The organism is Nocardia brasiliensis IFM 10847 (assembly GCF_000710915.1).
GTDB classification, from domain to species: Bacteria; Actinomycetota; Actinomycetes; order Mycobacteriales; family Mycobacteriaceae; genus Nocardia; species Nocardia brasiliensis_A.
Map to the genome: position 1 here is coordinate 1 of NZ_BAUA01000193.1, position 24,662 is coordinate 24,662.

Consider the following 24,662-nt stretch of genomic DNA (forward strand, 5'->3'; position numbering starts at 1 on the left):
CAGGTGGGGGTTCACAGAGGTTCGGTACGGTTCACAGGGGTTGTAACTGCTGTGAACCGTAGAGACGCTCTGTGAAGCGCCCGACCGCACCGTCGCGCGCAGGGGGCACCCCGGAAACCTCAGGTCGGTGTGTACCAAGCGACAGCTTGGTGCGTGTCGACACGCGGAAACACCAGACCTGCACCACTTCTCGGGATCTCCACCCCCTCCTGGCCGCCCCAGAACTGGTGCAAATCTCAAGCGCCACCCGCAGACCTGCCCTCCCGCGCCGAAAAGCAGCGCTCGAGAACAGCACCACAGCCAGACGACCACGCCGGAACGCGACCCCACGCACCTGACGCGCGCCTGCAGCCGGGAACGGCACCCGACGCGCCCAGCACCATCCCTGTAACTCCCGCGGCAGGAACACCGAACTGAGCTGGCAAGCTTCGGCAGCCAGCCAACCACCCCAAACGCAACACTCTCTCCAGAAGTCCACCCCTGACAACGCCGGGAACAAACGGCACCCCTCCCAGGTTCCATTCCATGGAAACAATATCTGTGAGGCCCCAGCGAGGGTAGTCCTTGTATGCCTCATGAGTAGGTGTGGAACCGCACACGGCGAAGCAACGTGACATGGAATGGAGTGACGAATGCCGGATGCGCGTCTGGTCGAACTGTTCGACCAGCTGGTGCGGGTCGAAATCCTGCTGTGGAACGCCGTGGAGCGTCGGTTGCGGGCCGAGCACGAGCTTCCGGTGCCGTGGTTCGAGATGATGCGCGTCGTGGATCGACTCGGTGGGGCGCGGGTGCGCGACGTCGCCGAGGCGTTGACGATCACCGAGGGTGGTGCCAGCAAGATCGTGGATCGGGTGCAGGCGGCCGGTTACGCCGAACGTACCCGTGATCCGGCGGACGGCCGATCGCCGCGGATCACGCTGACGCCCAGCGGTATCCGCATGCTCCGCGCCGCCACCGCGACTGCCGAGGCGGAACTCGCCGAACGGGTCGGTGCCGTGCTCGGCCCCGATTCGCTGGACCGGCTCGACGCCACGTTGCGTCTACTTCGTTCCGCCAACACCGCCGCTGCGGTGGAGAACTACAAGGAGTGATTCGAATGTCTACTGTCCCCGCCACCATGCGAGCCGTCGTGCTCGATGCCCCCGGACCGGTCGAGGCCCTGCAATTACGGCAACTGCCGGTTCCTGCGCCCCGGTCCGGTGAAGTGCTGATCCAGGTAAAGGCGTTCGGGCTCAACCGGTCCGAGCTGCACACCAGACTCGGGCTGGCGGAAGGAGTGACGTTCCCGCGGGTGCCGGGCATCGAGGCGACGGGCGTCGTCGCCGCCTGCCCCGGCGGCGAATTCGCCGCCGGCAGTCAGGTGATGGCGATGATGGGCGGTATGGGCCGCACCTTCGACGGTGGGTACGCCGAATACACCTGTGTCCCCGCCACTCAGGTGCTTTCGTTCACCAGCTCGCTGGCCTGGCACACCCTCGGCGCTGTCCCGGAGATGCTGCAAACCGCCTACGGTTCATTGACCATCGGCCTCGACGGTCGGCCGGGCCAGTCGATCCTGATCCGCGGCGGCAGTTCCTCGGTCGGCGCGGCCACCGCAGTGCTGGCCGCCCAGCGCGGCATGACGGTGCTGGCCACCACCCGGAATCCAGCGAAAGCCGAGGCGCTGCATCAGCTCGGCGTCGATCAGGTGCTGATCGATGACGGCGCAGTCGCCGATCAGGTCCGCGAGCTGTTCCCCGACGGCGTCGATGCCGCGCTCGAACTGGTGGGCACCCCGACGCTGCCGGATACCTTGCGCGCCACCAAGGTTCACGGCGTCGTCTGCTTCACCGGGATGCTCTCCAACGAATGGATAGTCGAGAACTTTTATCCCATCGGTTATCTGCCGCAGGGTGTGCGACTCACCGCCTACGGCGGCGACGCGAGCGACCTCCCGGCAGACGTGCTGCAGGGTTTCCTCGATGCCGTGGCGGCCGGTCGCAGCACCGTTCCGGTGGATCGGGTTTTCTCGCTCGAACAGATCCGAGAAGCCCACGCCTACATGGAATCCGGCGCAGCCACCGGCAAATTGGTTGTCACACTGTGAGTTCCGCCTGGAACAGGAAGAAGGGTGGTGGACAGGGCTCGAGTAACGGGCACGCGCTGCGCCTCGCGCACCCCTCGAACGCGAGTGGACGCGGTCCCGGCCCCGCCCTCCCGGTCTCGGTTTCCGGGCGGTCCCAGTTCCGCACGGATCATCCCTGTCCACCACTGGCGATGGTGTGGTCACATCGATAAAGCAGAATGCCAGCTGTTGTTCAGCAACCGATAAATATCGAATAAACGTTCGTTATTACGTGCCCGCCGACTCGCTGTTCTGCCCACCGGCGCCGAACAGCCGGTCGATGGTCGGCGCCGAGAGTCCGGCGCGGCGGAAGATCTCGGCCGCCTCGCGGAACTCCTGCTCGGCGCGCGCCCGCCTGCCCTGCGCCGCGAGCGCGGCCGCGTGCAAGGCCATCGCGCGGGCGCGATCGATCGGATCGGCGGCTTTGGTCAGCAGGTGCAGTGCGTCCGCCGCGTTCGCCTGCGCCTCGGCCACATTGCCCGCCCGCAGCTGGATCTGGGCCAGCCTGGTGCGGGCCCAGCCCTCCCACAGGCGTACTCCGTTGCGCTGCGCCGCGTGCACCGCATCGGTGCCGAGCTCGATCGCGCGACTGTGCTCGCCGCGCATCGACAGCGTCGCGGCGAGTTCATGGGTGGCCCAGCCGAGTGCCACCGGGTTCGACGACTCCCGCGCCAGCGCGATCGCCCGGCTCGCCATCCGCACCGCTTCCTCGTATTGCCCTGCCTCGCAGTAGGTTCGGGTGACCAGGGCCAGGCACCACGCCTCCATCGACCGATCGCCGAGCGCACGCGTGAGTTCGGTCGCGTGCTCGAAATGCCGATGCGACGCGTCGGCATCGCCGAGCCGCCGGGCGGCGACGCCGAGCAACACCGAAGCGAGCACCGAGAGCCTGCGGTCCACATCGCTCGTCGTGGGGCCCGAGACCGCGCGCAGGTGCGGCAGGCTCGCCTCGACCTCCCCGAGTCCCACCTGGAGCAGCGCGCCGAGCGCCGTCCTGATCCGTCGTTCGGCGCCGTGATTGTCCTCGGCAATAGCGGTGTCCAGCAACGATTCCAGCGCGCGGGACAGTTCCCGGGCCCGGGTGCCCGCGTCCATCAGTTCGGCCATCACCCAGGCGAGGTCGGCTGCCACCTCCAGCGCGCGTCCGCCGATGCGGGCCGCCTGCTGATGCAGCGCGATCACCACGGGGCGTTCGATGTCGTTCCACGCCTGGCCGTCCGAGCCGCCGCAGAACGCGCGACCCGCCGCGGTGGTCGGGACGAGCAGGCGGGCCGTGTTGCTGTAGTCGATCGCGCTGAGCAGATTCCGCGCACTCGCGAGGTGGTAGTCGAGCACACGGACGAGCACGGCGGATTCGTCCTCGTCGGCCAGCCCGCACGCGAAAAGGCGCAGCAGGTCGTGGAATCGATACCGGCCGGGCGTCGTGGTCTCCAAAAGGCTGAGATCGACCAGAGATTCGCACACCTGCTCGGCCTCGGGTTCGGTGAGGCCGAGGATCGCCGCGATGCCGTCGACCGACAGGTCGGGCACCTGCGCGAGTGCCAGCGTGCGAAACGCCTTGGCCTGGCGCTCGGTGAGCTGCCCGTAGCCGAGGTGGAACGCGGCCTCCACCGCGAGTTCACCGGTCTTCAGCACGTCCAGCCGGTTCTTCTCGTCGGCCAGTCGCGCCGCGAACGAGGCGATCGTCCACTGCGGCCGGACCGCGAGCCGAGCCCCGACGATGCGCACCGCCAGCGGCAGGAACCCGCACTGGGCCACCACCTCCCGCGCCGACTCCGCCTCGGCCGCGACCCGATCCGCGCCGAGGATGTGCACGAGCAGCGTCGTCGCCTCCGCCTCGTCGAGCACGTCGAGCCGGGTGCGGGTCACCGCGGGCAGTTCGGTGAGCGCGGACCGGCTGGTGATCAGCACCGCGGACCCGGCGAGCAGCGGCGCCACCTGGCTGTAGTCCCTGGCATTGTCGAGCACCATGAGGATTCGCTTGCCGGACAGCCGGGTTCGCAGTTCGGCGGCGCGCTCGTCGACGGTCGAGGGGATATCGCCCTCGGCGACGCCGAGAGCGCGCAGGAAGCCGCCCAGCGCGGCGCCCGGGGGAGTGGGCACCGGGTCGACGCCGTGCAGGTTGGCGTAGAGCTGCCCGTCCGGGAATCGATCCCGCACCCGATGTGCCACGTGCAGTGCGAGTGTCGTCTTGCCGACCCCGCCCATGCCGCCGACCGCCGAGATCGCCACGGCGCTGCCCGCGCCGGTCAACTGGTCGGCCAGTGCGGCGACGAGTTGCTCGCGCCCGGTGAAATCGGCGATATCGGGCGGCAATTGCGCGGGCACGGGATCGAGCCCGCGTTCGATGCCCGCACCCGATCCGGTCGTCGGTTCGAACGCGCCGGCCTCGCTCGACGAGGGAGTCGCAGCGGAGCCGCCGCTCGCGGCGATCCGTGGCATCGCTGAGCGCAGGATCCGCTCGTGCACCACGGACAACTCCGGCCCCGGCTCTACCCCGACCCCGTCGACCAGGGCCCGTCGTGCCTGGGCGTACGCGTGCAGTGCGTCGGACTGCCGCCCGCAGTGATACAGCGCGGTCATCAGCAGCGCCCGAAAGCGTTCGCGCAGTGGGTGTTCCTCGATCAGCGGGCCGAGTTCGGCGACGGCCGCCGAGCTGTGACCGGTCTCGATATCGAGGGCGAGTCGATCTTCCAGGATGGCCAGCCGCCACTGCTCGAGCCGGATCCGTTGCCGTTCCGCGAACGGTCCCGGCAGTCCGCTCAGCGCATTGCCCTGCCATTTGCCCAGGGCGGCAACCAGTTTCGCGCGGGCTGCGGCGGGATCCCGGTCGCGGAGCTGCCCTGCCGCCGCGACGAGCCGTTCCACCTCCGCCACGTCGGTGGCTTGGGGCGCGATGCGCAGCGCGTAGCCGTCGCCGACCGAAACCAGCACCGTCGAGGGAGCCCGGGCCGCGCGGTCTGGCTCGAGTGCGCGGCGCAACTGGGCGACGTGGGTCCGCAGCGCCGCGATCGCGCGCGGCACCGGTCGCTCGCCCCAGATCCCCTCGACCAACTCGGCCGCGGTCACCGCGTTTCCGGCACGCAGCAGCAGGGCCGCGAGCACGGCCCTGCGCTGCGGAGGTCCCAGGTGCAGCGGCGCCTCCCCGCGCCACCCCTTGACCTCGCCCAACACCTCGAAATGCACCAACCGACCTCCCGAACGCTGGGAGTTTACGCGGCGCCGTGGCGCGTTGTCCGGCTCATGCGATCAGTCGCCGCGTGTCCGGTCCGCGCGGGGTGCCGCGGCGGCCGTCGATGGGCTCTGCCCGGCGCGGTATCCGGCCAGGTCAGGCGGCAGATCGGGTGCTGCGGAAGGTCAGCTCCACGAGGAAGGTCGAAGCGGCTGTACCGCACGCCGTGGTGATCCCGCTGACCAGAACCTCGTGCGCCGAGCCCGACGCATCACGGACCGCGGTGCCGAAGACGGTCACCAGGATCGCCAGACCGAGCGCCGATCCGGTCTGCTGCAGGGTCTGCATCGCACCGCCCGCCGCGCCCGCGTCCTCACCGGGCACGAGGGCCATGATGATCACGCCCAGCAGCGAGAAGGCCGGGCCGATACCGAGTCCCATCAGTACCATCGCGGCGAACAGGAGCGGGAAGTACCCGGATTCGGCGGTCAGCCGGGTGAGCAGGACCAGCCCGGACAGCATCAGCGCCGAACCGATCATGGTCACCGGCTTCGGGCCGAACCGCGGCAGCAGCCGGGGGATCAGCCTGATCATCGTGAACATCAGCACGGCGGTCGGCAGTAACGCGAAACCTATTGCCAGCGCGCTCAACCCGCGCACCTCGACATGCCCGCCATCGGGCCGAAGAAGATATTGGCGTAACCGGCAGCCCGATCGCGTTCCAGGAACAGCCGCAACGGCAGCAGGGGTCGCGCGGTGCGCAGTTCGATGACCAGGAACGCGGCGAGCAGCAACGCGCCCGCGGCCAGGGCGATATCGGTGGTCTCGCTGCCCCAGCCGTTGGCCGCGGCGCTGATGAACCCGTACACAAGCGACGCGACGCCGGCGGTCGCCGTCACCGCGCCCGCCAGGTCGAGGCGCGCGGGCCTGCGTGGCGCGTCGGGCAGGTACCGCAGTGCGAACACCACGACGGCCAGCCCGAACGGCACGTTGCTGAACAGTGCTGAGCGCCAGCTCAACCATTCGGTGAGCAGCCCGCCGACGACCAGACCGATCGCGAAGCCCGCGCTCGACCTGCCCGAGCAGAGCGCGAGCACGCGCATCCTGGCCTTCGGTTCGCTCGCGGAGCACGGTCCGCAGGCGCCGCTGGACGACATCGCGCGCCAGGCGCAGGTCGGTCCGGGGACGCTGTATCGGCACTTCCCGAATCGGGACGCACTGATCGAGGCCGTCTACCGCTCCAGCCTCGAGCAATTGAGCCGGCGCGCTTACCTCGTCACGACCTTGAGGGCGGTGATGGACCACGATTCGGAGGTCTTCACCCTGTGTCGCGCAACGATCACCGACGCGGCCGCTGCCCTGCTGCGGCCCGCTCGGGCCGCGGGCACGATCCGCGCCGACGTCGAACCGCGCGATCTACTGCGCTTCGGGCACGGTATCGGCGCCGCGTACGAGAAAACTCCCGAAGCCGCTCCGCGCATGCTCGCGGCCACCTTGTACGGGCTGCGCGCGGCCCGATAGTTGTTGCCGGACAGTGCAGTTCATACTCGAGCTACCGAGTGGTCGCGCCGGATCGCGGTCGGTGTCGTACCCCACCAGCGCCGGCAGCAACGGGTGAAAGTCGCCTGCTCCGAGAGGCCGATCAGCGAGGCGACCTGGCTCATCGGCATGTCGGTGGTGGTGAGGTAGCGGCGGGCCTCGGCGCGGCGCACGTCGTCCAGGATCGCGGCGAACGAGGTGTGCTCGGCAGCCAGCCTGCGCTGCAGAGTTCGCGGATGCATATTGAGAAGTTTTGCGACGGAGCCGATTTCGGGCGGCAGGGTGCCGAGCAGCTGCTGTACCGCGGCATGGACCTGCGGCACTGCGGAGGCGCCGACCCCGCCTGCCTGCTCGGCCAGGAATGCCATCGCCAGCCGGTGCAGCTTCTCGTCCCCGCCGCTCAGTGGCCGAGTCGGCAGGTCGCGGGGGACGCGCAGTGCGGCGTAGGGCCGTTTGACCCGCACCGGCGCACCGAAGAACTCCTCGTAGCGGGCCAGCGGCGCCGTGGGCTGATACGGCAATTCGACCGAGCGCAGTCCGTAGCTGCCGTCCACCAGGCGCTGAATCGTGCGGTGCACGAACGCGAGTCCCAGATCTGTGGCCTGGGTGGGAATCGCCAGGCCCGGCTGGACGCCGTAGCGCAGTGCGATCACGCCGCGGTCGCCGTACGGGTCCGACTCGCCGGTCAGGGTGAGTGCGCGCGCATGCAGGAACAGATAGCGTGCCGAGCATTCCAGCACGCCGGTCAATGAAGGGGAATTCCGGATGGCCAACGCGAGCGGGCCGAGCATGTCGAGGTCTTGGCGCAGCGAGATGCGCAGGCCGAGGTCGGGGCAGTTCAGCCGGCGCGCCGCCAGTTCCAGCACCGAGGCGAGCGCGTGATCAGGGATGAGCAGATCGTCGGCGTCGAGCGCGGCGACCGGCAACCCGCAGGCGGCGGCCAGTTGTTCGGCGTCGCCGCCCAGCTCCGCGACGGTCGCGCGGAATCCGCGCAGTCCGGCGGAACGGATGACCGACATGTCGTACAGAATCAAATAGTTGTCGCGCAAAGTCAAGAAAGCGGTGTCGCGCCGCAGCACACTGGAACCATGAGTGAGCGTGGCAAGGCCCCGGAACACCTCGATGTCGTGATCGTCGGGGCCGGACTGTCCGGCATCGGCGCGGCGTACCGGTTGCAGACCGAGTGCCCCGGCAAGACTTACGCCATCCTGGAGGCCAGGGCCGCGCTGGGTGGTACCTGGGACCTGTTCCGCTATCCCGGGATCCGCTCGGACTCCGACATGTTCACCCTCGGCTATCCGTTCAAGCCCTGGCGCGACGCGAAATCGATCGCCGACGGGCCGTCCATCCTGCGCTACATCGAGGAGACCGCGGCCGAGAACGGCATCGACCGGCACATCCGCTACGGGACCAAGGTGATCGCCGCCGACTGGTCGAGCGAAACCGCCCGCTGGACACTGACTCTCGAACAGCGCGATGCCGCCGGTGACACCGTGCGCCGCGAGCTCACTTGCGGCTTCCTCTACGCCTGTGCGGGTTACTACAACTACGACCACGGCTACACGCCTGAATTCCCCGGTCTCTCTTCGTTTTCCGGGCAGGTGGTGCACCCGCAGTTCTGGCCCGAGGAACTCGACTACAGCGGCAAGCGCGTCGTCGTGATCGGCAGCGGCGCCACCGCGGTAACCCTCGTACCCTCGATGGCCGATGCTGCCGAGCAGGTGACGATGTTGCAGCGCAGCCCGACCTGGATCAGCGCGGTGCCGCGCCGGGACAAGCGCGCGGACAAGATCCGCGAACTGCTGCCGCCGAAGCTGGCGCACCGGGTGATCCGGACCAAGAACATCCTGTTCAGCATCGGCTTCTATCAGTACTGCCGCCGACGTCCCGAGTCGGCCCGAAACCTGCTGACCCGCTTGAACTTACGCATCCTCGGGGACAAGCAACTGGTGGCCGAGCACTTCACCCCCAGCTACAACCCGTGGGATCAGCGGTTGTGCGCCGCCCCGAGCGCGGACTTCTTCCGGTCACTCAAGAAGGGAAAGGCCGAGGTCGTCACCGACCATATCGACACCTTTGTGCCGGAGGGTATCCGGCTGCGGTCCGGTCGCGTGCTGCCTGCCGATATCGTGGTGACCGCGACGGGCTTGCAGCTGCTCGCCTTCGGCGGCATCGCGCCCCGCGTCGATGGGGAAAACGTCGCTCTGGCAGAGCAATTCGTGTGGCAGGGCACCATGGTGAGCGGTGTGCCCAACTTCGCCGTGTGCATCGGCTACACCAACGCGTCGTGGACGCTGCGGGCCGATCTCAGCTCCCGGCTGGTGTGCAAGATCATCAACCACATGGATCGCCGCGGCCAGGCCGCCGTCGTCCCGAAGCCGGACGGTGACCTGGTCGAACAGCCGCTGCTGGAACTCACCTCCGGCTACATCCAGCGCGCGATCGGGGCCTTCCCCCGACAAGGTGACCGTCGCCCGTGGAAGGTCCGGCAGAACTATCTGCTCGACTCCGTCTTCACGCTGCGCACCGATCTGGACAAGACACTCGCGGCCACCCCGAAATCGGCGGTGCGGTCCGCCGATCTGGTCACCGCGCCCTGAGCGACGAAACACCCAGCGCGGCAGCGCGCTGCCTGATGCCGCGCTCTAGGCTGAACCGGTGGCGGTGATATTGGTGACGGGGATGTCGGGCACCGGAAAGTCGACGGTGCTGCGTGAGTTGGCCGGCCGCGGCTACGACGTCGTCGACACCGATTACGGCCCGTGGATCGAAGATCTGCCGCTGCCCGACGGCACCGGCATCGAACGGCAGTGGCGTGAAGACCTGATCGACGCCCTGATCACCGACCACGAGCGCACCGGCACCCCGCTGTTCCTCGCGGGCACCGTCTACAACCAGGACACCTTCTATCCGCGCTGCGCCGAGGTGGTCCTGCTGACCGCTGCGCTTCCGGTACTCCTCGACCGCATCGCCACCCGCGCCACCAACCCGTTCGGCAAGACCCCGGAAGAACGTGCCCGCATCGAAGCCGACACCGCCGAGATCGAGCCCCTCCTGCGCCCGTCCGCGACCCTTGTGATCGATACGGACAAGCCCCTCGACGAGGTAGTCGATCAACTCGCCGCCCTGGCCGGCCCCGTCAGCTGACCGTCGGCCAACGGTCCTGCACGGCTGCTTCGGCGCGAGTTCCTCGACCACCGTCCAGCTCGCCGAATGGCGCGCCTGACGGGTGAATTGCTGCCGTACCGCATCCTGATGTGGCCGGTCAGGCGCCGATCGAGGACAGCAGCATCGGCAGGGCGTTGTGCATCTGCACCTTCCACGCGTCCCAATTGTGGCCCTGGGACGCCACATAGCGCTCGTCTACCTGGGCGCCGACATGCTGGAGTTCGTCGACGAAACGGTAATTCTGTTCGTAGGCGCGCGCTTCGACGGGATCGGCTTTGCCGTACGAGACGAACAGGGGGATGCCGGTGAGCTTCGCGGCTTGGCTGTACGGGTTGTTGGCGACCCAGATCTTGCGCTCCTCCGCGTCGCGGTAGTCGCCCCAGACCCGCTCCCACTCGGCGGCGCATCCTTGGCCCGGCTTGTCCGGCTCACCGGGCGCGCCGGAGGCGTGCAACGGGTCGACATTGCCGCTGAACGAGGCAGCGGACTTGAACCAACCCTGGTGGGCAGCAGCGAATTTCATCGATCCGAGGCCGCCCATCGAGTTGCCCGCGACGGCGCGCGTGGTATTGGCGTGGTAGGTCTGCTCCAGAATGGTGCGCACATCGTCGAGCAGGTACTTCTCCCACGCGGGCGGTCCGCCGCGCCCGTCGTTGTGCCAGTCGGAATAGGCACTGCACCAGCTGGTTTCGGGCAGGACGAAGATCGCGTTCCGGCCCGCCGTCAATGCTTCCAGGTTGCCCTTGTCGGTCCAGGACTTGTGGTCGTCGAAGCCGCCGTGCAGTACCCAGACCGTCGGCCATTTCTTGGTGGTCTCCTTGGTCCAGCCCGGCGGCAGCAGCAGGCGAACAACTTTGACCGACCAATCCGGGCCCTCGAGATTCGGCGAGGAGATGCCGAGATCGAGAATGCGGTCGCTGACCCGGGTTTCCCAGCGGACCGTGCCCGCCGCGGCCTGGGCCGGTGCGCCGGCCACGAAAGGCGCTGTGAAACTTGCGATGACGGTGGCGACAGCCACGAGGAGTCTGCTGAGTCGAGGCATCGGATGTTCCTTCCCGCGGGGTCGTCGAACGGGTGCGATCCCGAGCCTGAATCTAGAGCAGCCGCGCAACTTCACGAATAGCGTTGTTCGTAAATGCCAGCTTCTTGCTATCCGCCGGGCGTGCCGAATCGCCCTGTTCGCCTGGACTTCTCGCAGGCCGACCCCTGGTCGATCGGTGCGGGCACTGCGGCAGAGTTGCCCTCATGCGTATTGCGGTGTACCTGGCACATCCCCGGGCCGACGGTTTCAACGGGGCGCTCTTCGACGCGGTGGTCGACGAGCTACGGCAGCGTGGAGTAACGGTCCTCGCGCACGATCTGTACGCCGAGGGCTTCGATCCGCTGCTGACCGCGGCGGAGACCGGAACGCTAGCGGGTGCGGTCCCCGGCGATGACCTGGTGCGCCGGCATCAGGAGGAACTGGTCGAACTCGACGCGCTGGTCTTCGTGCACCCGAATTGGTGGGGGATGCCACCTGCCGTCCTGACCGGGTGGGTGCAGCGCGTGCTCACGCCTGCCGTGGCCTACAAGCTCGACACCGCGGCGGGTGCGCCGGTCGGCCTGCTCCGGGTGCGCCGGGCGCTGGTCCTCAACACCTCCGACACCACGGTGGAGCGTGAGCGGGACGTGTTCGGTGATCCGCTGCAGCAGATCTGGGCGGCCTGCGTGCTGCCCTACATCGGCGTCGACGATATTCGCCGCAGGGTCTTCCGGACGGTGACCGACTCGACCGCGGAACTCCGCTCCTCCTGGTTGCGCGAGGCGCGCGAGCTGGCCGCGGCTTTGTCGGTCGACGGCTGAAACGGGGTGAGCGGATGCTCTCGTGTCCTGATTGTTATCTCAAACAACAAAATGGTCGCTCGACTGGGTTGTGCGCTGGGTCACAGTCGAATATGTTGCAGCGAACAACATTCGCTCGATCTCGACCGCCCAGGCCTTTCCGGGGCGGTGGTTCCACGAAAGGCCCCCTCATGCGTAAGGGCATTCTCGGCGTCGCGGCCGTCTCGGTCGCCTTGCTCACTTCGCTGACAGCTTGCGGCGACGACTCGAAGGATTCAGGGGGTGGGGCCAAGATCGGGGTGATCCTGCCGGACAGCAAGACCTCCGCGCGGTGGGAGACGGCGGACCGCAAGTACCTGCAGCAGGCGTTCGACGCGGCCGGGGTCAAGGCCGACATCCAGAACGCCCAGGGTGACAAGAACGCCTTCCAGACGATCGCCGATCAGATGATGACCAACGGCGCGTCCGTGCTGCTGATGACGAACCTGGACAGCGGCACCGGTAAAGCGGTGATCCAGAAGGCCAAGGCGCAGGGCGTCACGGTGATCGACTACGACCGGCTGACGCTGGGCGGCGGAGCCCAGTTCTACGTGTCCTTCGACAATGTGAAGGTCGGCAGCCTGCTCGGCTCGGGCGTGGAGAAGTGCCTGTCCGACAAGAAGGCGGTCAATCCGGTGGTCGCGTACCTGAACGGCGGCCCGACCGACAACAACGCCACGCTGCTGAAGCAGGGTTACGACTCGGTGCTCAAGCCGAAGTTCGATGCGGGCCAGTTCGTGAAGGGGCCGGATCAGGCTGTGCCGGAATGGGACAACACCCAGGCGGGCACCATCTTCGAGCAGATGCTCACCGGCACACCGAATATCGGCGGCGTGGTCGCGGCCAACGACGGCCTGGCCAACGCCGCGATCGCGGTGCTGAAGAAGCAGAAGCTGAACGGGCAGGTGCCGGTCAGCGGCCAGGACGCCACGGTGCAGGGCCTGCAGAACGTGCTCAAGGGCGACCAGTGCCTGACCGTCTACAAGGCGATCAAGAAGGAAGCCGAGGCCGCGGCCGAGTTGGCCATCGCGCTGACCAAGGGCCAGCAGGGACAGGCGAACGGCTCGGTGAAGGATCCGGAGTCCAAGTCCGACGTGCCCTCGGTGCTGTTGGAGCCCAAGCCGATCTACGCGGCCAACGTCAAGGATGTCGTCGCCGACGGCTACGTCACCAAGGACGAGCTGTGCACCGGTGAGTTCGCGAAACTCTGCGCGGACAACGGCATCTGATCCCGCCACGCCCCTTCCGCCGTTTCGATGAGGGGACGGCGGACGGGGCACCCCTAGGAGCAGTAAATGAGTGAAGCATCGCGCCGCGATTCGATCCGGGTGGTGACCCGGTGACCGGCGGGAACGGTACGCCGGTAGTCGAATTACGCGGCCTGCAAAAGAGTTTCGGGCCGGTGCACGTCCTGCACGACGTCGCCTTCGCCGCCTACGCGGGTGAGGTGACGGCGCTCGTCGGCGACAACGGAGCCGGTAAGTCCACACTCGTCAAATGCATCGGCGGCACGCACCCGATCGATGCGGGGGAATTCTTGTTCGAGGGCAACCCCGTTCAGGTGCACAGCCCGCGTGACGCCGCCGCGCTCGGCATCGAGATCGTGTACCAGGACCTTGCACTCTGCGACAACCTCGACATCGTGCAGAACATGTTCCTCGGTCGGGAGAAGAAGACCGGCATCGTGCTCGACGAGTACGCGATGGAAGAACTGGCCGGAAAGACGTTGGCCAGCTTGTCGGTTCGCACGGTCAAGAGCGTGCGGCAGCAGGTGTCGAGTCTGTCCGGCGGGCAGCGGCAGACGGTGGCGATCGCTAAGGCCGTGCTGTGGAACAGCAAGGTGGTGATCCTGGACGAGCCGACCGCCGCGCTGGGCGTCGCGCAGACCCAGCAGGTGCTCGAACTGGTGCGCCGACTGGCCGACCGCGGTCTCGCGGTGGTGCTCATCTCACACAACATGAACGACGTTTTCGCGGTATCGGATCGGATCGCGGCGCTGTACCTGGGCCGGATGGCGGCGCAGGTACGCACCTCCGACGTGACGCACGGCCAAGTCGTGGAACTCATTACGGCAGGGCGCAGCGGCGATCTCGGCCTGGACGCGAACGGAGCCAACCGATGAGCCTGTTGGAGAAGGAAAAGCGCGCCACCGCACCGGTTTCCGAGCTGGTGAACGAGTACGTCGGACGGGTGCGCAGCGGCGATATGGGCGCGCTGCCGTCGGTGCTCGCCCTGGTCATCCTGTCCTGTGTCTTCTGGGTCGCGCGCCCGGTCTTCATGTCCGAGGCCAACTTCGCGAACCTGTTCACCCAGGGCGCGGCGATCGCGGTGATCGCGATGGGCCTGATCTTCGTGCTGCTGCTCGGCGAGATCGACCTCTCGGCCGGATTCACCAGCGGCGTCTGCGCCGCGGTGCTCGCGGTGCTGCTCACCGATCGCGGCTGGCCCTGGTATGTGGCGGTGCTGGTCTCGCTGCTCACCGGCGTGGTGATCGGCCTGACGATCGGCACCATCGTGGTCAAGATCGGCATCCCCTCGTTCGTGGTGACGCTCGCGGCTTTCCTTGCGCTGCAAGGCGTCGCGCTGAAGATCATGGACAACGGCCGCAATATCTCCATCCGCGACGACACCATCCTGGCCATCGCGAACAAGAACGTCCCGCCGTTGCTCGGCTGGCTGATGTATGTGCTGCTGGTCGCCGGGTTCGCGGTGCTCCAGTATCGAAAACTGCGGGCCCGCAACAAACTCGGGCTGACCGGCGAGACCATGCCGGTGATCGTGGCGCGGATCGTCGCGGTGGCGGTGGTGCTCGGCATCGCGGTGCTGGTGCTCAACGGGGAACGCAGCCGCAACCCGGAGCTGAACTCGCTCAAGGGCATGCCGATCGTCGTTCCGCTGATCGCGGTCCTGTTGCTGCTGTGGACCTTCGTGCTCAACCGCACGTCGTTCGGCAGGCATATCTACGCGGTCGGCGGGAACGCCGAAGCGGCGCGGCGCGCCGGTATCACCGTGGATCGGGTGAAAATCACCGCGTTCGTGCTGTGTTCGACGATGGCCGCGGTCGGCGGTCTGGTCGCGGCGTCGCGCGCCAACTCGGTCGACCCCAATACCGGCGGCAGCAGTGTGCTGCTGCTCGCGGTCGGCGCCGCGGTCATCGGTGGTACCAGCCTGTTCGGCGGGCGCGGCCGGATGCTGGACGCGGTACTCGGCGCTGCGGTGGTAGCCGTGATCGACAACGGCATGGGATTGATGGGCTACAGCGCGGGCACGAAATTCGTTGTGACAGGATTTGTGCTGCTCTTGGCGGCCGGCGTGGACGCGTTGTCGCGCAAACGCACCCGCCTCGGCGGTTAGCTGCCCGGGTACCGAGGACACCAGACGCGGAGAGGCGGTGACCATGCGACCGGCTTCTTCGCCGGAGGAGATCCGCAGGCGGAATCTGGCCGTGCTGCTGCGGCACGTGCACCGGGACGGCCAGGTCTCGCGCGCGACGCTCGCCGAGCGAATGGGGTTGAACCGCAGCACGATCCTGGCCTTGACGGCCGATCTCGCCGCCGCCGGTCTGATCAGGGAGGAACTTCCCGGTCAGACCGGTAAGGCGGGCCGCCCGTCGCTGGTGGTGCGCCCGGAGTCGGACCGGGTCTATGTCGTCGCGCTCGATGTCGGCGCCGATCGGCTGGCCGCGGCTCGGGTGGGGCTGGGCGGCTCGGTGCTCGATCAGGTCGAAACCGTGCGCCCGACAGGGACTTTCGACCCTGGTGACGTGATCGACACGTTGGCGTCGATGGCGCGCGGCTTGATCGGCGGGGCCGCGGGCGACGCTCGATGCGTCGGTGTCGGGGTGGCGTTCTGCGGCATGGTGCGCGAGGAGGACGGGGTCGTCCGTTACGGGCCGAACATCGGCTGGGTCGACGTCCCCTTCGGTGAGCATCTGACTCGGCAACTCGATCTCGGCCTGCGCGTGGTTGTCGGCAACAACGCCAATCTCGGCGCGCTCGCCGAATGCGAGCGCGGTGTCGGCGCCGGTCTGTCCGATCTGATCTATCTGCACGGCGACGTCGGCATCGGTGGCGGCATCATCATGGGGGGCCAACTGCTCGGAGGAGAAGGCGGCTACGCGGGCGAGGTCGGCCACATGGTGGTCAACCGGAACGGACGGCCCTGCGCCTGCGGATCCCGCGGCTGCCTGGAGGCCGAGGCGGGCGAGCTGGGCCTGATCGCGGCCGCGGGTCGTACCGATCCGCCGGGCCGGGCCGCGGTGGAGGCGATCGTGGAGGCTGCGGCGCGCGGCGACTCGACGGCCCGGGACGCGCTGCATCAGGTGGGGGACTGGCTCGGGTACGGCGTCGCGAACCTGGTGAACATCTTCAATCCGTCGATGGTCGTTTTCGGCGGGGTGCTGCGCGAGATCTATCTCGCCTCGGCGGCGCAGGTGCGCAGCCGGGTAGCGGTCGAGAGCCTGCTCGCGGTCCGGGAGCGGGTGCGGCTGCGCACCTCGTCTCTGGGCGGTGACGCGACCCTGATCGGCGCGGCCGAGCTGGCCTTCGCCGATGTGCTCACCGACCCGGTGCAGACGCTGGCCCGGATCTCCGCCGCCGGCGCATGAAATCGGATGTGCGCCAACCCCCGTCGTTTCCGATCTACCCGCAGGCCACCGAACCCGACTATCATTCGCACAGCACTGTCCGGGTGATCAGGCACACGACGCCCGGGTGGGTAGGCCGGTCTGGTGCGGCGAGTTCGATCGTGAGCGAATAAAGGGGTTTCGATGGATAGGCCGGCGTGGGCACCCGAGGGCGTGGATATGCAGCAGGCGAGCCCGGCGCGGATGTATGACGCGTTACTCGGGGGTTCGCACAATTTCGAGATCGACCGCAAAGCCGCGGAGATGGGCAAGACGCTGGTGCCCGATTTGCCCAGGTTGGCGCTGAGCAACCGGGCCTTCCTGCGGCGTGCGGTGCGTTTCCTGGCCGATTCCGGAATTCGCCAATTCCTCGATATCGGGTCGGGGATTCCGACAGCCGGAAATGTGCACGAGGTGGTGCAGGGCATTGATCCCGATATTCGCGTCCTCTACGCGGATATCGATCCCGTGGCAGTGGCGCATTCCCGCGCGATCCTGCGCGGCAACGACCGGGCGGGCGCGATCGAGGCGGATCTGCGCAAGCCGGCCGAACTGCTCGCCAAGGCGGCCGACACCGGGTTGATCGACTTCGACCAACCGGTCGGTCTTTTGCTGGTCGCGGTGCTGCACCTGCTCGCCGACAGTGACGAACCGATCGCGAAGGTGGCGCAGCTGCGCGCCGCGGTCCAGCCGGGTAGCTACGTGGCGATCTCGCATCTGACCTCCGAGCTGCGGCCCGAGGACGCGAGCAAACTCGGCGACAACGCGACGAACAAGGAACGAATCGGTATCCATTTTCGCGATCGCAACGGGATCGTCGCTATGTTCGAAGGATGGGAGCTGGTCGAGCCCGGCGTGGTGGAGTTGCCGGTCTGGCGCCCGGAGTCGGACCGCGATCTGCACGAGACGCCGGGCCGTTCGCTCGGTCTGGCCGGTGTCGGCCGAAAGGCCTGAAGCCCGACCACGAGCCGGCAGGGGGTCCCTGAGTGGGGTCGCAGGAGCTAGCGGTGCGGTGGGCCGACGCGCTCGACGGCGCGGTGGCTCCCACGCTCACGCGATCCCAGATCGAAGCCATGCTGGCCGGACTGGCCGATGCCCTGGCGGCGGTGGTGCTCGGCACCGCTGAGCTCGCCGAGGCCAGAGAGGCGGCCGCGGTGCTGATCGCGGCGAACTATCGCGACGCGGTGGCGGTCAGCCGCTCCGTTGTCGTGATCTGCCGGGATCTGGTGGACGACCTGTGCTCGACGCACGGCGGACCGGAGTACGAGCGGATCCGGGACCGGGCCGTGCTCGCCGCCGCGGAGTTCGCGGCAGGCTGCACCGCGGCTCTGCGCTCGGCGGCGTTGGCCGAACAGGAGGCGACCCTGGTCGCGACCTTGGCCGCGGCCCAGGAGGCCGAGGCGAAGCGACAGCTCTCGGAGGCCAGGTTCGCCGCGGTGTTCGCGGGCGCGTCGGTCGGCATCGGCACCATCGACGTGATGGGCAAGGTGCTCGACTCGAACGCGGCGATGGCCGACATGCTCGGTCTTCCGGTGGAGGTGATGCCGGGGCGATCGGTCGCCGAACTGCTCGGGCCCGCGAACATCGGCCATGCCTTCGACGAACTGCAACGGCTGCTCAGCGGTGCCGCGGACCGCTTCCGGCTGGAGACCGACCATCTGCGGCCCGACGGCACCGTCACCACCATCGACCTGTCGATGTCGGCCGTGCGCGACAACACCGGGCAGGTGCGGTTCCTGATCGGCGTCGCGGTCGACGTCACCGAACGCAAGCAGCTGGCCGACCGGCTGTGGCACGACGCCAATCACGACAGCCTCACCGGGCTGCCGAACCGCACGTTGTTCTTCGACCGGCTGGCGAACGCCGATCCGCCGATCGGCGTGTGCTATCTGGATCTGGACGGTTTCAAGGAGATCAACGACGTCTGGGGACACACCGTGGGCGACAAGGTGTTACGCGTCGTCGGTGAGCGACTACAGGGCGCCGTGCTGCCGTTCGACGGATTGGTCGCGCGGCTCGGCGGCGACGAATTCATCGTATTGATCGAAAAGTGCTCTTGTGCAGAGCAATTGGCCAAGGTCTCGGCCGCGCTGGCGCAATCGCTGGTACAGCCGATAGCCGTGCAGAATCATCTGGTGACCGTCGGCGCCAGCATCGGCACCGTCTTCCTCGACGAAGTACCGGCTGCCCCCGACGAACTCATGCATGCGGCCGATACGGCCATGTACCGCAACAAGGCTGCCCAAGGGGCCAGGCCGCTGCGGTTTCGGGAACGCTGAGCCGAACTCACCCGGTCTCAGCCGGATCGTCCAGGTCGGCCAAGCTTTTCGGCACGAAGAACGGCGGAGTGCTGCGGCCCGAGACTCGGTATCGGTCCCAGAAGTCGAGATCGCCGAACACGGCCGCCGCGGTGCCGAACTCGGTCTCGACCGTCCCCTCCGCACGCTCGCCCACCACGGCGGCGAGCTCCGCGTTCGGCCGAATCCGCCCGTACCAGCGATAGATTCCGTCGATACCCTGAAAGTGCCCGCGCAGCACCAGCTCTACCGTGATGTCCCGGCCGCCGACGGTGACGGTCGCGGGACCCACGTAGTCGTAGTCGTCCATCGGTGCTCTATTGGTCGAAGGCGATGTCGACGTGTTCGGTCAGCGGGACCGACTGGCAGGCCAGTGTGAGACCGAGCGCGAGATCGGCATCGACCAGTGTGTCGTTGCGAAGCATGCGGACCTCGCCCGAGCGCACCGTGCAGGCACAGGCGCTGCACGCGCCCTCCCGGCAGGAGTAGGGCGCGTCGTGGCCGGCGGCCAGCAGCACATCGAGCAAGGGGGTGTGCCGAGGCCAGGCCAATTCGAGCCGCCTGCCGTCGAGATGCACCGTCGCGGTGGCCGGTGTCCCGGCGTCGTCCGCGGCGAGCACGATATCGGCGAAGGGGTCGCCGGTCAGCGATTGATAGATCTCGGTGTGCACGTGCCGTTCGGTCATGCCCGCCGCGAGCATGGCCGCCCGTGCTGTCCGCATGAAAGCCGCGGGCCCACAGAGGAAGGCGTCGAATCCGGTATACGGCCAGAGCCGTTCGGTGAGCGCCGCGGCGGTGGGCAGGCCCATGCTCGAATCCAGCCAGTGGTCGACGATCAGACGGTCCGGATACTCCGTCATCATCCCGGTCAGTTCCGTGCCGAAGATGACCGAGCCTGCGTCGCGGTTGGCATAGAACAGGTACGTCGTTCCGGTGCCCGCGAGCAGCGCCGACTTGATGATCGACATGATCGGGGTGATCCCGCTACCCGCGGCGATCATCAGCAGGTCGGCGTCCAGTGATTTCGGTGTGAAGACCCCCGACGGGGACAGCATCGTCACGCGCAGGCCGGGAACCGCGTTGTCACACAGCCAGTTCGAGGCGTAGCCGCCCTCGGTCCGTTTGACGGTGACGATCAGATCGTCGTCGAGGTGTGGCGAACTCGATAACGAGTAGCAACGCGCCACCGAGCCGGTCTGGGCACTCGGGATCCGCAAAGTCAGGAATTGCCCTGGGCGGTAGCGGAATCGAGGGACGAGCAGATCGGGCACCTCGAAGACGAGCGAGACGGTGTCCGGCGTCTCGCGGATCACCTCCACGATTGTCAATTCGTGCACATGGGTATTCGCGGTAGCGGCGGGCGCCTGTCCGGTCCGAGGCGGCGCGACATCCGGTTCGGTCATCGTCACGCCGTCCGCGACAGCTCGGCGAGCACGTCGTCGGGCAGGGCTCGGGCCAGTCTCAGGATGCGGGTGGTGACCGCGCCGCGGACCAAGCCGACCTCGTATCCGTAGCGCAGCAACATCTCTCCCGCGAACTTCGCGTTCTCCTGATAGTGCGGATTGAGCAGTGCCACGACCAGCCCGTGCAGCGGATGGATGCCGACCGAGCGATAGACCCGCGGCGTCACAATGGCGGGCTGGATGCCGAAGACCATGACGGCGAAGGCGAGTCGGTGCGCCGCGTTCACCAGTTTGCCGCGCGCGGCGATCTGGCGGACCAGTTCCTCCCGGGCGTAGGTGATGTGCCTGGCCTCCTCCAGTACATGAATCTTGTTGAGCTGACGCATATGTGGCTGGATCTGCGGATCGTCCATGTTCTCCCGCTGCAGCCGATCGAGGGTCTCCTCGACCAGCAGCAGTCCGGCCAGGGTCGCCGGGCCCATCGGCACCAGGCCGACCAGCCGCACCGCCTTGAGCAGCGGCTTGGGAATGAACGGCTGATACGCGCGCAGGCCCGATTTGTTGATCATCCGGCTGAACATGGTGGAATGCCGGGTCTCCTCGCCGACTTCGGCCAGCGCGTAGCGGCTGTGCTCGTCGCCGGGATTCTGGTATTCGATCACCTGCCGCAGCAGAAACGTGGACAGTGCGGTCTCGGCGAGGATGCCGAAACTCAACGCGCTGACCGCCTCGTGCATACCGAGGGTGCTGCGCTGTTCGTCGGTGAGCCGGTCCCACAGGTAGGTGCCGTACAGGGTCTGCCGGTGGTCGAGCATCCATCGCTTGCCCGGCTCGAGCGGTGCGTCCCAATTGATGTCCACCTCACCGTCATAGGCGCGATCGGCGGCCGAACGCAGCAGCCGCTGCGCGGTCTTCTGCCGATCGCCGACGTTCTTGGCGCGAGTGGTGGACATGCCCGCCGTGCTGACGGCATGTTTGGTGGGGGTGCTCATCGGTGCCTCCTCGGGGTGGAACCGGGCCATACGCGACCCAGCCGGAGAATGGTGGTGGTCACCGGCCCGTCGAACAGTCCGGCCTGAACACCTTGATGCACAAAGGATTCGGTCAGCACTCGGGCGGATTCCGCATAGTGCCGGCTCAGATAGGCGGCCACGAGCGCGTGCCTGCGCCGTACCCCCGCCGCGCGATAGGGGCGTGGTGCGATGAGCGCCGGGTAGAGCGCGGCTGTCGCGGCGGCGGCCCACAGGGCGGCGACTGCGTTGGAAACCGTGCCGTGCTCCTCTATTTCGGCGAGCAGTTGGTCTTTGGCATAGGCCAGGTTGCGGCGAGCGGCAGCCTGATGGATCTTCATCAGTTGACGCAGGTGTGGCTGGATTTCCGGGTCGTTCGCGATCGTATCGGCCACGTCGTGCATGGCCTGTTGGATCAGCAGCGTCACCGCCGCGGACGCGGTGTTCTTCGGTGTGAGCAGAATGAGCCGCGAGACTGTCTGGGCGAGTACGGGTCGCCGGTAGGGGGCGAGCCCGCTCTTGTGCACCATGCGGCCGAACATGGCCATCGTGCGGCTGTCGGCGTGGATGGCGGCCAGCGCGGCGCGCGTGCGGTCGTCCGCGGGCCCGGACGCCTCGATGATGTCGCGGAACAGCAGCATGGACCGGGCCGCGTCGGCGTAGATCGCGAGCGTGAGCAGGTTGGCCAGCTCGTACCTGGCCAGCGTCGCACGCTGCTCGCTGCTCATCCGGCGCCACACCCAGGTGTCGTGAATGGTGCCGAGATGATCCGGCAGCCAATGCTTTCCGGGGTCGATCGGAGCCGACCAGTCGATGTCGAGATCGCCGTCGTAGGTCTCCTCGGCCGCGTCGAGCAGCAACCGGCGCGCACTGAGGTCGCGGTCGGCGACGGTGCGGCGGCGCCGCACCGGGCCGCCTGAGCTGGTGTCCGGCCGAGGGAATTCGCTCGGTTCGGTAATCGGGGTTGCCATCGGGATCGGCTCCCTTCGGGTCGCGCACGGGTGTCCTCGGCGTCGACCCGCAACGGCGCACGATCGTGACATGTTTATCCGGTACCGCTGGTACCGATCTCCCTTGAGTCTGGAACTCGCGGTGCGTATTGTCAAGATTGTCTGAGACACGGTTTCGCCAGTTTTCAGGAGGTTGCCATGGCTGAACGTAGTGCCGACGGCAGTCCACATGAGCGGGCCGACTATTTCGGTGCGGCAACCCTCGTCGTGCGCGGGGTGGAAGTGCCGGTGCGCGTGGAACTGCGGGGATATCCCGAGCCCACCGACGGTGTGTACCGCTGGGTCGGCCGGGTCGACGCCAACGACGCGCTCACCGAGGTGCTCGGCGACGAACAGCGCACGCCGTGCGTGGTGCGCACCGACGCCGCGGCGCGGCCCGCGGTGGTCGGCGACCGGGATCTGTGGAATCGGTACCGGATCATGGGCAAGAGCACCCCGCCCTATCCGTTGACGTGAAACTGTCGGTGCGCGATGGCACAGTTGTCCGATGACCGAAACTGTTTGGCCCGTGGTCGAACTCAGGCAGTACACGCTGCATCCCGGCACCCGGGACACCATGATCGATTTGTTCGATCGGGAACTCGTCGAAACGCAGGAAGCCGTGGGCATGCGCATCATCGGCCAGTTCCGCGACGAAGACGATCCGGATCGGTTCGTCTGGATTCGTGCCTTCCCCGATATGGCGTCCCGGGACGCCGCGCTCAATGCCTTCTATGTCGAGGGCGAGGCCTGGCGGACGCACGCCCCCGCCGCGCGAGCGACCATGGTCGATACCTCCAATGCACTGCTACTGCAGCCGGTCTCGGCGCAGCACGCACTGCGGCTCACGGGTACGCGTCCCGGTGTGGCCGTCACGGACCTGCCGGACTCGCGGCTGCTCGTCACGATCTTCTACCCCGACACCCCGCTCGCGGAGTTCGCGCCGTTCTTCAACGAGCGGGTACGCCGCGCCTTGCTACTGACCGGCGGCACGCTGACCGGGCTGTATGTCACCGATCCCACACCGAATACCTTTGCGCCGCTGCCGGTTCGCGATGAGCGGGCCGTCGTGGTGTTCTCGTTGTTCGAGAGCGCGGCCTGGCGGGAGGCGCACCTGCGCGCGCTGGCCGAGCCCACCTGGGCCGAGCGGGTGCTGCCGGAATTGGGCAAATGGGTGTCGCGCCCGATCGAGCGACTGCGGCTGGCACCGACCGCCCGTTCGCTGCTGCGCTGAGGGCTCCCTGTCGATCTGCCCAGCGAGATTGTGCATTCGTGAAGGAAGTGTCCGACACGCCCCGGCGTGACTTTCGGGTCTGTTAGAACCGAAGCACCGAGACAGTGCAGCCAAAGCTGTCTCACCCCCGAAGTAGTCGCGCCGAGAGTGGTTGGTCGGATGAAGATCTCGTCATTGTCGATGATCGGTGTGGTGGTACTCGGCGCGCTGTACAGCGCGCCGATCCGCGCCGTGGCCGATACCGGCTCGGCAGCCGGCCCCGGCAGCTACACCGTCACGACCACGGCGGACGGTGCGGCCGCGAACCCGTTCGACGGTGTGTGCCGTACGGACACGGGGGAGTGCACCCTCCGCGCGGCGATCCAGGCCGCGAATGTACGGCCGGGCAGCACGATTCGGGTGCCCCCGGGGCGATACGAGCTCACCATTGCGCCCAATTTCTGGAACACGAACGGCCCCTTCATCGATCCGGCCACCGGCGACCTCGATATCACCGCGGACACCACCATCGAGGGCGCCGGTCAGGACCGCACGGTCATCGACGCGGGTCATCGGGACCGGGTCATGCTCACGACCGCGCACGTGTCGCTGTCCGGACTGACCATCACCGGCGGTAACGCAGCCGAGCACGAAATTCCGCTGTTCGAGACCGGCGGGGGCGGAATCGCCAACTCCGGCAAGCTGATTCTCGATCACGTGACGGTGGTCGGGAACGCCGCCGACTACGGCGGTGGCATCTTCAACATTCCCGTCGCGGATATGCGGATGACCGACAGCATCGTCACCGCCAACGCGGCAGGTGAGGCAGGCGGTGTGCGCTGCGACAACACCTGCACCTTCACCCGGACCGCGATCACCGACAATCACGTCGTGAACCCGCGTGTCAAGTGGTATCGGTTCGGCGGATTCGCCGGGCGCGGTGGCGGGCTCGATATCCGGGGCGTCGGCGAGGTGGTGCTCATCGACTCCGTCGTGACGGGTAACAGCGCGGATGAAGGCGGCGGCGGGATCAATATCGCCCCCGCGTATCTCGATTCGCTGCCGTACCAATTCACCGATGTGTTCAATCCCGGTATGGGGCACCTGATCCTGCGCGGCTCGACCATCGCGCAGAACACCGCGGGGCTCGGCGAACAGAACTGTAAGAAGGTGTTCGCCACCATCCTGTCCACCGGCGGCAACCTCAGCAACGACCACTCCTGCGACCTGACGGCCGCAGGCGATGCCGTGCGACCGGACGCGGGTCTGCGCTGAGCCCGAAA

Annotated in this window: 24 protein-coding genes; 15 read left to right on the plus strand and 9 right to left on the minus strand. The window is 67.6% G+C overall.

The window, feature by feature from the left end; all coding sequences use genetic code 11:
• The first annotated feature begins 632 nt into the window (after positions 1-632).
• Positions 633-1,091, plus strand: a complete 459-nt coding sequence (locus NBRGI_RS37905; protein WP_029902298.1) for a MarR family winged helix-turn-helix transcriptional regulator — start codon at positions 633-635, stop codon at positions 1,089-1,091.
• 5 nt (positions 1,092-1,096) lie between these two features.
• The gene (locus NBRGI_RS37910; RefSeq protein ID WP_081878400.1) at positions 1,097-2,086 is read left to right on the plus strand and encodes a zinc-binding alcohol dehydrogenase family protein; all 990 of its coding nucleotides are present in this window, start codon (positions 1,097-1,099) and stop codon (positions 2,084-2,086) included.
• Between the two features lie 246 nt (positions 2,087-2,332).
• Here NBRGI_RS37910 and NBRGI_RS37915 read toward each other — a convergent pair whose 3' ends face one another.
• The 3 genes from NBRGI_RS37915 to NBRGI_RS49445 all read right to left on the minus strand — a co-directional run bounded on the left by NBRGI_RS37915 (position 2,333) and on the right by NBRGI_RS49445 (position 6,379).
• Positions 2,333-5,290 carry an AfsR/SARP family transcriptional regulator gene (locus NBRGI_RS37915; RefSeq protein WP_051728343.1) on the minus strand — a complete coding sequence of 986 codons (2,958 nt, stop codon included), beginning with the start codon at positions 5,288-5,290 and terminating at the stop codon, positions 2,333-2,335.
• Positions 5,291-5,432: 142 nt separating this feature from the next.
• The gene (locus NBRGI_RS49440) at positions 5,433-5,927 is read right to left on the minus strand and encodes a hypothetical protein (RefSeq protein ID WP_235211243.1); all 495 of its coding nucleotides are present in this window, start codon (positions 5,925-5,927) and stop codon (positions 5,433-5,435) included.
• Positions 5,924-6,379 (minus strand): hypothetical protein, encoded by a 456-nt coding sequence (locus NBRGI_RS49445; protein ID WP_235211244.1) that lies wholly within the window; start codon positions 6,377-6,379, stop codon positions 5,924-5,926. The genes NBRGI_RS49440 and NBRGI_RS49445 overlap by 4 nt, the downstream gene beginning before the upstream one ends.
• Here NBRGI_RS49445 and NBRGI_RS37925 point away from each other — a divergent pair.
• Positions 6,267-6,797: a TetR/AcrR family transcriptional regulator gene (locus tag NBRGI_RS37925; RefSeq protein WP_370627912.1), complete on the plus strand. Its 531-nt coding sequence runs from the start codon at positions 6,267-6,269 to the stop codon at positions 6,795-6,797. The two genes, NBRGI_RS49445 and NBRGI_RS37925, sit on opposite strands and share 113 nt — an antisense overlap.
• A 20-nt stretch (positions 6,798-6,817) precedes the next feature.
• Here the strand turns inward: NBRGI_RS37925 and NBRGI_RS37930 are convergent, their stop codons facing one another.
• Positions 6,818-7,834, minus strand: coding sequence for an AraC family transcriptional regulator (locus NBRGI_RS37930; RefSeq protein WP_029902304.1), 1,017 nt, complete (start codon positions 7,832-7,834; stop codon positions 6,818-6,820).
• Between the two features lie 69 nt (positions 7,835-7,903).
• Here NBRGI_RS37930 and NBRGI_RS37935 point away from each other — a divergent pair, with 69 nt between their 5' ends.
• Both NBRGI_RS37935 and NBRGI_RS37940 read left to right on the plus strand, forming a co-directional pair.
• The gene (locus NBRGI_RS37935; RefSeq protein ID WP_029902306.1) at positions 7,904-9,415 is read left to right on the plus strand and encodes a flavin-containing monooxygenase; all 1,512 of its coding nucleotides are present in this window, start codon (positions 7,904-7,906) and stop codon (positions 9,413-9,415) included.
• 58 nt (positions 9,416-9,473) lie between these two features.
• Positions 9,474-9,962, plus strand: a complete 489-nt coding sequence (locus NBRGI_RS37940) for a shikimate kinase (RefSeq protein WP_235211245.1) — start codon at positions 9,474-9,476, stop codon at positions 9,960-9,962.
• Between the two features lie 118 nt (positions 9,963-10,080).
• Here the strand turns inward: NBRGI_RS37940 and NBRGI_RS37945 are convergent, their stop codons facing one another.
• Positions 10,081-11,025 carry an alpha/beta hydrolase gene (locus NBRGI_RS37945; RefSeq protein WP_029902311.1) on the minus strand — a complete coding sequence of 315 codons (945 nt, stop codon included), beginning with the start codon at positions 11,023-11,025 and terminating at the stop codon, positions 10,081-10,083.
• A gap of 203 nt (positions 11,026-11,228) precedes the next feature.
• On the opposite strand from NBRGI_RS37945, the gene NBRGI_RS37950 reads away from it, so the two are divergent.
• From NBRGI_RS37950 to NBRGI_RS37980, 7 genes are all read left to right on the plus strand, one after another.
• On the plus strand, positions 11,229-11,825 hold the full coding sequence (locus NBRGI_RS37950; RefSeq protein ID WP_029902313.1) for an NAD(P)H-dependent oxidoreductase: 597 nt from the start codon (positions 11,229-11,231) through the stop codon (positions 11,823-11,825).
• Between the two features lie 170 nt (positions 11,826-11,995).
• Complete coding sequence (locus tag NBRGI_RS37955) at positions 11,996-13,072, plus strand: sugar ABC transporter substrate-binding protein (protein ID WP_029902316.1); 1,077 nt, start codon at positions 11,996-11,998, stop codon at positions 13,070-13,072.
• Positions 13,073-13,182: 110 nt separating this feature from the next.
• Complete coding sequence (locus NBRGI_RS37960) at positions 13,183-13,965, plus strand: ATP-binding cassette domain-containing protein (protein WP_036562367.1); 783 nt, start codon at positions 13,183-13,185, stop codon at positions 13,963-13,965.
• Complete coding sequence (locus NBRGI_RS37965; protein ID WP_029902319.1) at positions 13,962-15,197, plus strand: sugar ABC transporter permease; 1,236 nt, start codon at positions 13,962-13,964, stop codon at positions 15,195-15,197. The genes NBRGI_RS37960 and NBRGI_RS37965 overlap by 4 nt, the downstream gene beginning before the upstream one ends.
• A gap of 43 nt (positions 15,198-15,240) precedes the next feature.
• Entirely contained in the window at positions 15,241-16,449 is a 1,209-nt protein-coding gene (locus NBRGI_RS37970; protein ID WP_036562373.1) for an ROK family protein, read from the plus strand.
• 162 nt (positions 16,450-16,611) lie between these two features.
• Positions 16,612-17,421, plus strand: a complete 810-nt coding sequence (locus NBRGI_RS37975; RefSeq protein WP_029902323.1) for an SAM-dependent methyltransferase — start codon at positions 16,612-16,614, stop codon at positions 17,419-17,421.
• Between the two features lie 53 nt (positions 17,422-17,474).
• A complete protein-coding gene (locus NBRGI_RS37980) occupies positions 17,475-18,746 on the plus strand; it encodes a sensor domain-containing diguanylate cyclase (protein ID WP_081878402.1) in 1,272 nt (423 codons plus the stop codon).
• 7 nt (positions 18,747-18,753) lie between these two features.
• Here the strand turns inward: NBRGI_RS37980 and NBRGI_RS37985 are convergent, their stop codons facing one another.
• From NBRGI_RS37985 to NBRGI_RS38000, 4 genes are read right to left on the minus strand one after another with little or no spacing between them, the layout of a single operon-like run.
• Positions 18,754-19,074 (minus strand): DUF4873 domain-containing protein, encoded by a 321-nt coding sequence (locus NBRGI_RS37985; RefSeq protein ID WP_029902328.1) that lies wholly within the window; start codon positions 19,072-19,074, stop codon positions 18,754-18,756.
• Positions 19,075-19,081: 7 nt separating this feature from the next.
• Positions 19,082-20,167, minus strand: coding sequence for a ferredoxin--NADP reductase (locus tag NBRGI_RS37990; protein WP_029902330.1), 1,086 nt, complete (start codon positions 20,165-20,167; stop codon positions 19,082-19,084).
• A gap of 2 nt (positions 20,168-20,169) precedes the next feature.
• Positions 20,170-21,159, minus strand: a complete 990-nt coding sequence (locus NBRGI_RS37995; RefSeq protein WP_029902332.1) for an AurF N-oxygenase family protein — start codon at positions 21,157-21,159, stop codon at positions 20,170-20,172.
• The gene (locus NBRGI_RS38000) at positions 21,156-22,148 is read right to left on the minus strand and encodes a diiron oxygenase (protein ID WP_051728346.1); all 993 of its coding nucleotides are present in this window, start codon (positions 22,146-22,148) and stop codon (positions 21,156-21,158) included. Before NBRGI_RS38000 ends, NBRGI_RS37995 begins: the two co-directional genes overlap by 4 nt.
• Before the next feature lie 177 nt (positions 22,149-22,325).
• Here NBRGI_RS38000 and NBRGI_RS38005 point away from each other — a divergent pair, with 177 nt between their 5' ends.
• From NBRGI_RS38005 to NBRGI_RS38015, 3 genes are all read left to right on the plus strand, one after another.
• Positions 22,326-22,643 carry a DUF4873 domain-containing protein gene (locus NBRGI_RS38005; protein ID WP_029902335.1) on the plus strand — a complete coding sequence of 106 codons (318 nt, stop codon included), beginning with the start codon at positions 22,326-22,328 and terminating at the stop codon, positions 22,641-22,643.
• Positions 22,644-22,674: 31 nt separating this feature from the next.
• Positions 22,675-23,400, plus strand: a complete 726-nt coding sequence (locus NBRGI_RS38010) for an NIPSNAP family protein (protein WP_029902337.1) — start codon at positions 22,675-22,677, stop codon at positions 23,398-23,400.
• Positions 23,401-23,466: 66 nt separating this feature from the next.
• Positions 23,467-24,654 (plus strand): CSLREA domain-containing protein, encoded by a 1,188-nt coding sequence (locus NBRGI_RS38015; RefSeq protein WP_148311115.1) that lies wholly within the window; start codon positions 23,467-23,469, stop codon positions 24,652-24,654.
• The last annotated feature ends 8 nt before the right edge of the window (positions 24,655-24,662 follow it).

Excerpts from the sequence above, each read along its gene's own strand:
- NBRGI_RS37930 (WP_029902304.1), bottom strand. The coding sequence starts at position 7,834 with ATGTCGGTCATCCGTTCCGCCGGACTGCGCGGATTCCGCGCGACCGTC.
- NBRGI_RS38000 (WP_051728346.1), bottom strand. The coding sequence starts at position 22,148 with ATGGCAACCCCGATTACCGAACCGAGCGAATTCCCTCGGCCGGACACC.
- NBRGI_RS37950 (WP_029902313.1), top strand. The coding sequence starts at position 11,229 with ATGCGTATTGCGGTGTACCTGGCACATCCCCGGGCCGACGGTTTCAAC.
- NBRGI_RS37985 (WP_029902328.1), bottom strand. The coding sequence starts at position 19,074 with ATGGACGACTACGACTACGTGGGTCCCGCGACCGTCACCGTCGGCGGC.
- NBRGI_RS37955 (WP_029902316.1), top strand. The coding sequence starts at position 11,996 with ATGCGTAAGGGCATTCTCGGCGTCGCGGCCGTCTCGGTCGCCTTGCTC.
- NBRGI_RS37910 (WP_081878400.1), top strand. The coding sequence starts at position 1,097 with ATGTCTACTGTCCCCGCCACCATGCGAGCCGTCGTGCTCGATGCCCCC.
- NBRGI_RS37970 (WP_036562373.1), top strand. The coding sequence starts at position 15,241 with ATGCGACCGGCTTCTTCGCCGGAGGAGATCCGCAGGCGGAATCTGGCC.
- NBRGI_RS37990 (WP_029902330.1), bottom strand. The coding sequence starts at position 20,167 with ATGACCGAACCGGATGTCGCGCCGCCTCGGACCGGACAGGCGCCCGCC.
- NBRGI_RS37945 (WP_029902311.1), bottom strand. The coding sequence starts at position 11,025 with ATGCCTCGACTCAGCAGACTCCTCGTGGCTGTCGCCACCGTCATCGCA.
- NBRGI_RS37965 (WP_029902319.1), top strand. The coding sequence starts at position 13,962 with ATGAGCCTGTTGGAGAAGGAAAAGCGCGCCACCGCACCGGTTTCCGAG.
- NBRGI_RS37905 (WP_029902298.1), top strand. The coding sequence starts at position 633 with ATGCCGGATGCGCGTCTGGTCGAACTGTTCGACCAGCTGGTGCGGGTC.
- NBRGI_RS38005 (WP_029902335.1), top strand. The coding sequence starts at position 22,326 with ATGGCTGAACGTAGTGCCGACGGCAGTCCACATGAGCGGGCCGACTAT.
- NBRGI_RS37995 (WP_029902332.1), bottom strand. The coding sequence starts at position 21,159 with ATGAGCACCCCCACCAAACATGCCGTCAGCACGGCGGGCATGTCCACC.
- NBRGI_RS37975 (WP_029902323.1), top strand. The coding sequence starts at position 16,612 with ATGGATAGGCCGGCGTGGGCACCCGAGGGCGTGGATATGCAGCAGGCG.
- NBRGI_RS37935 (WP_029902306.1), top strand. The coding sequence starts at position 7,904 with ATGAGTGAGCGTGGCAAGGCCCCGGAACACCTCGATGTCGTGATCGTC.
- NBRGI_RS38010 (WP_029902337.1), top strand. The coding sequence starts at position 22,675 with ATGACCGAAACTGTTTGGCCCGTGGTCGAACTCAGGCAGTACACGCTG.
- NBRGI_RS49445 (WP_235211244.1), bottom strand. The coding sequence starts at position 6,379 with ATGCGCGTGCTCGCGCTCTGCTCGGGCAGGTCGAGCGCGGGCTTCGCG.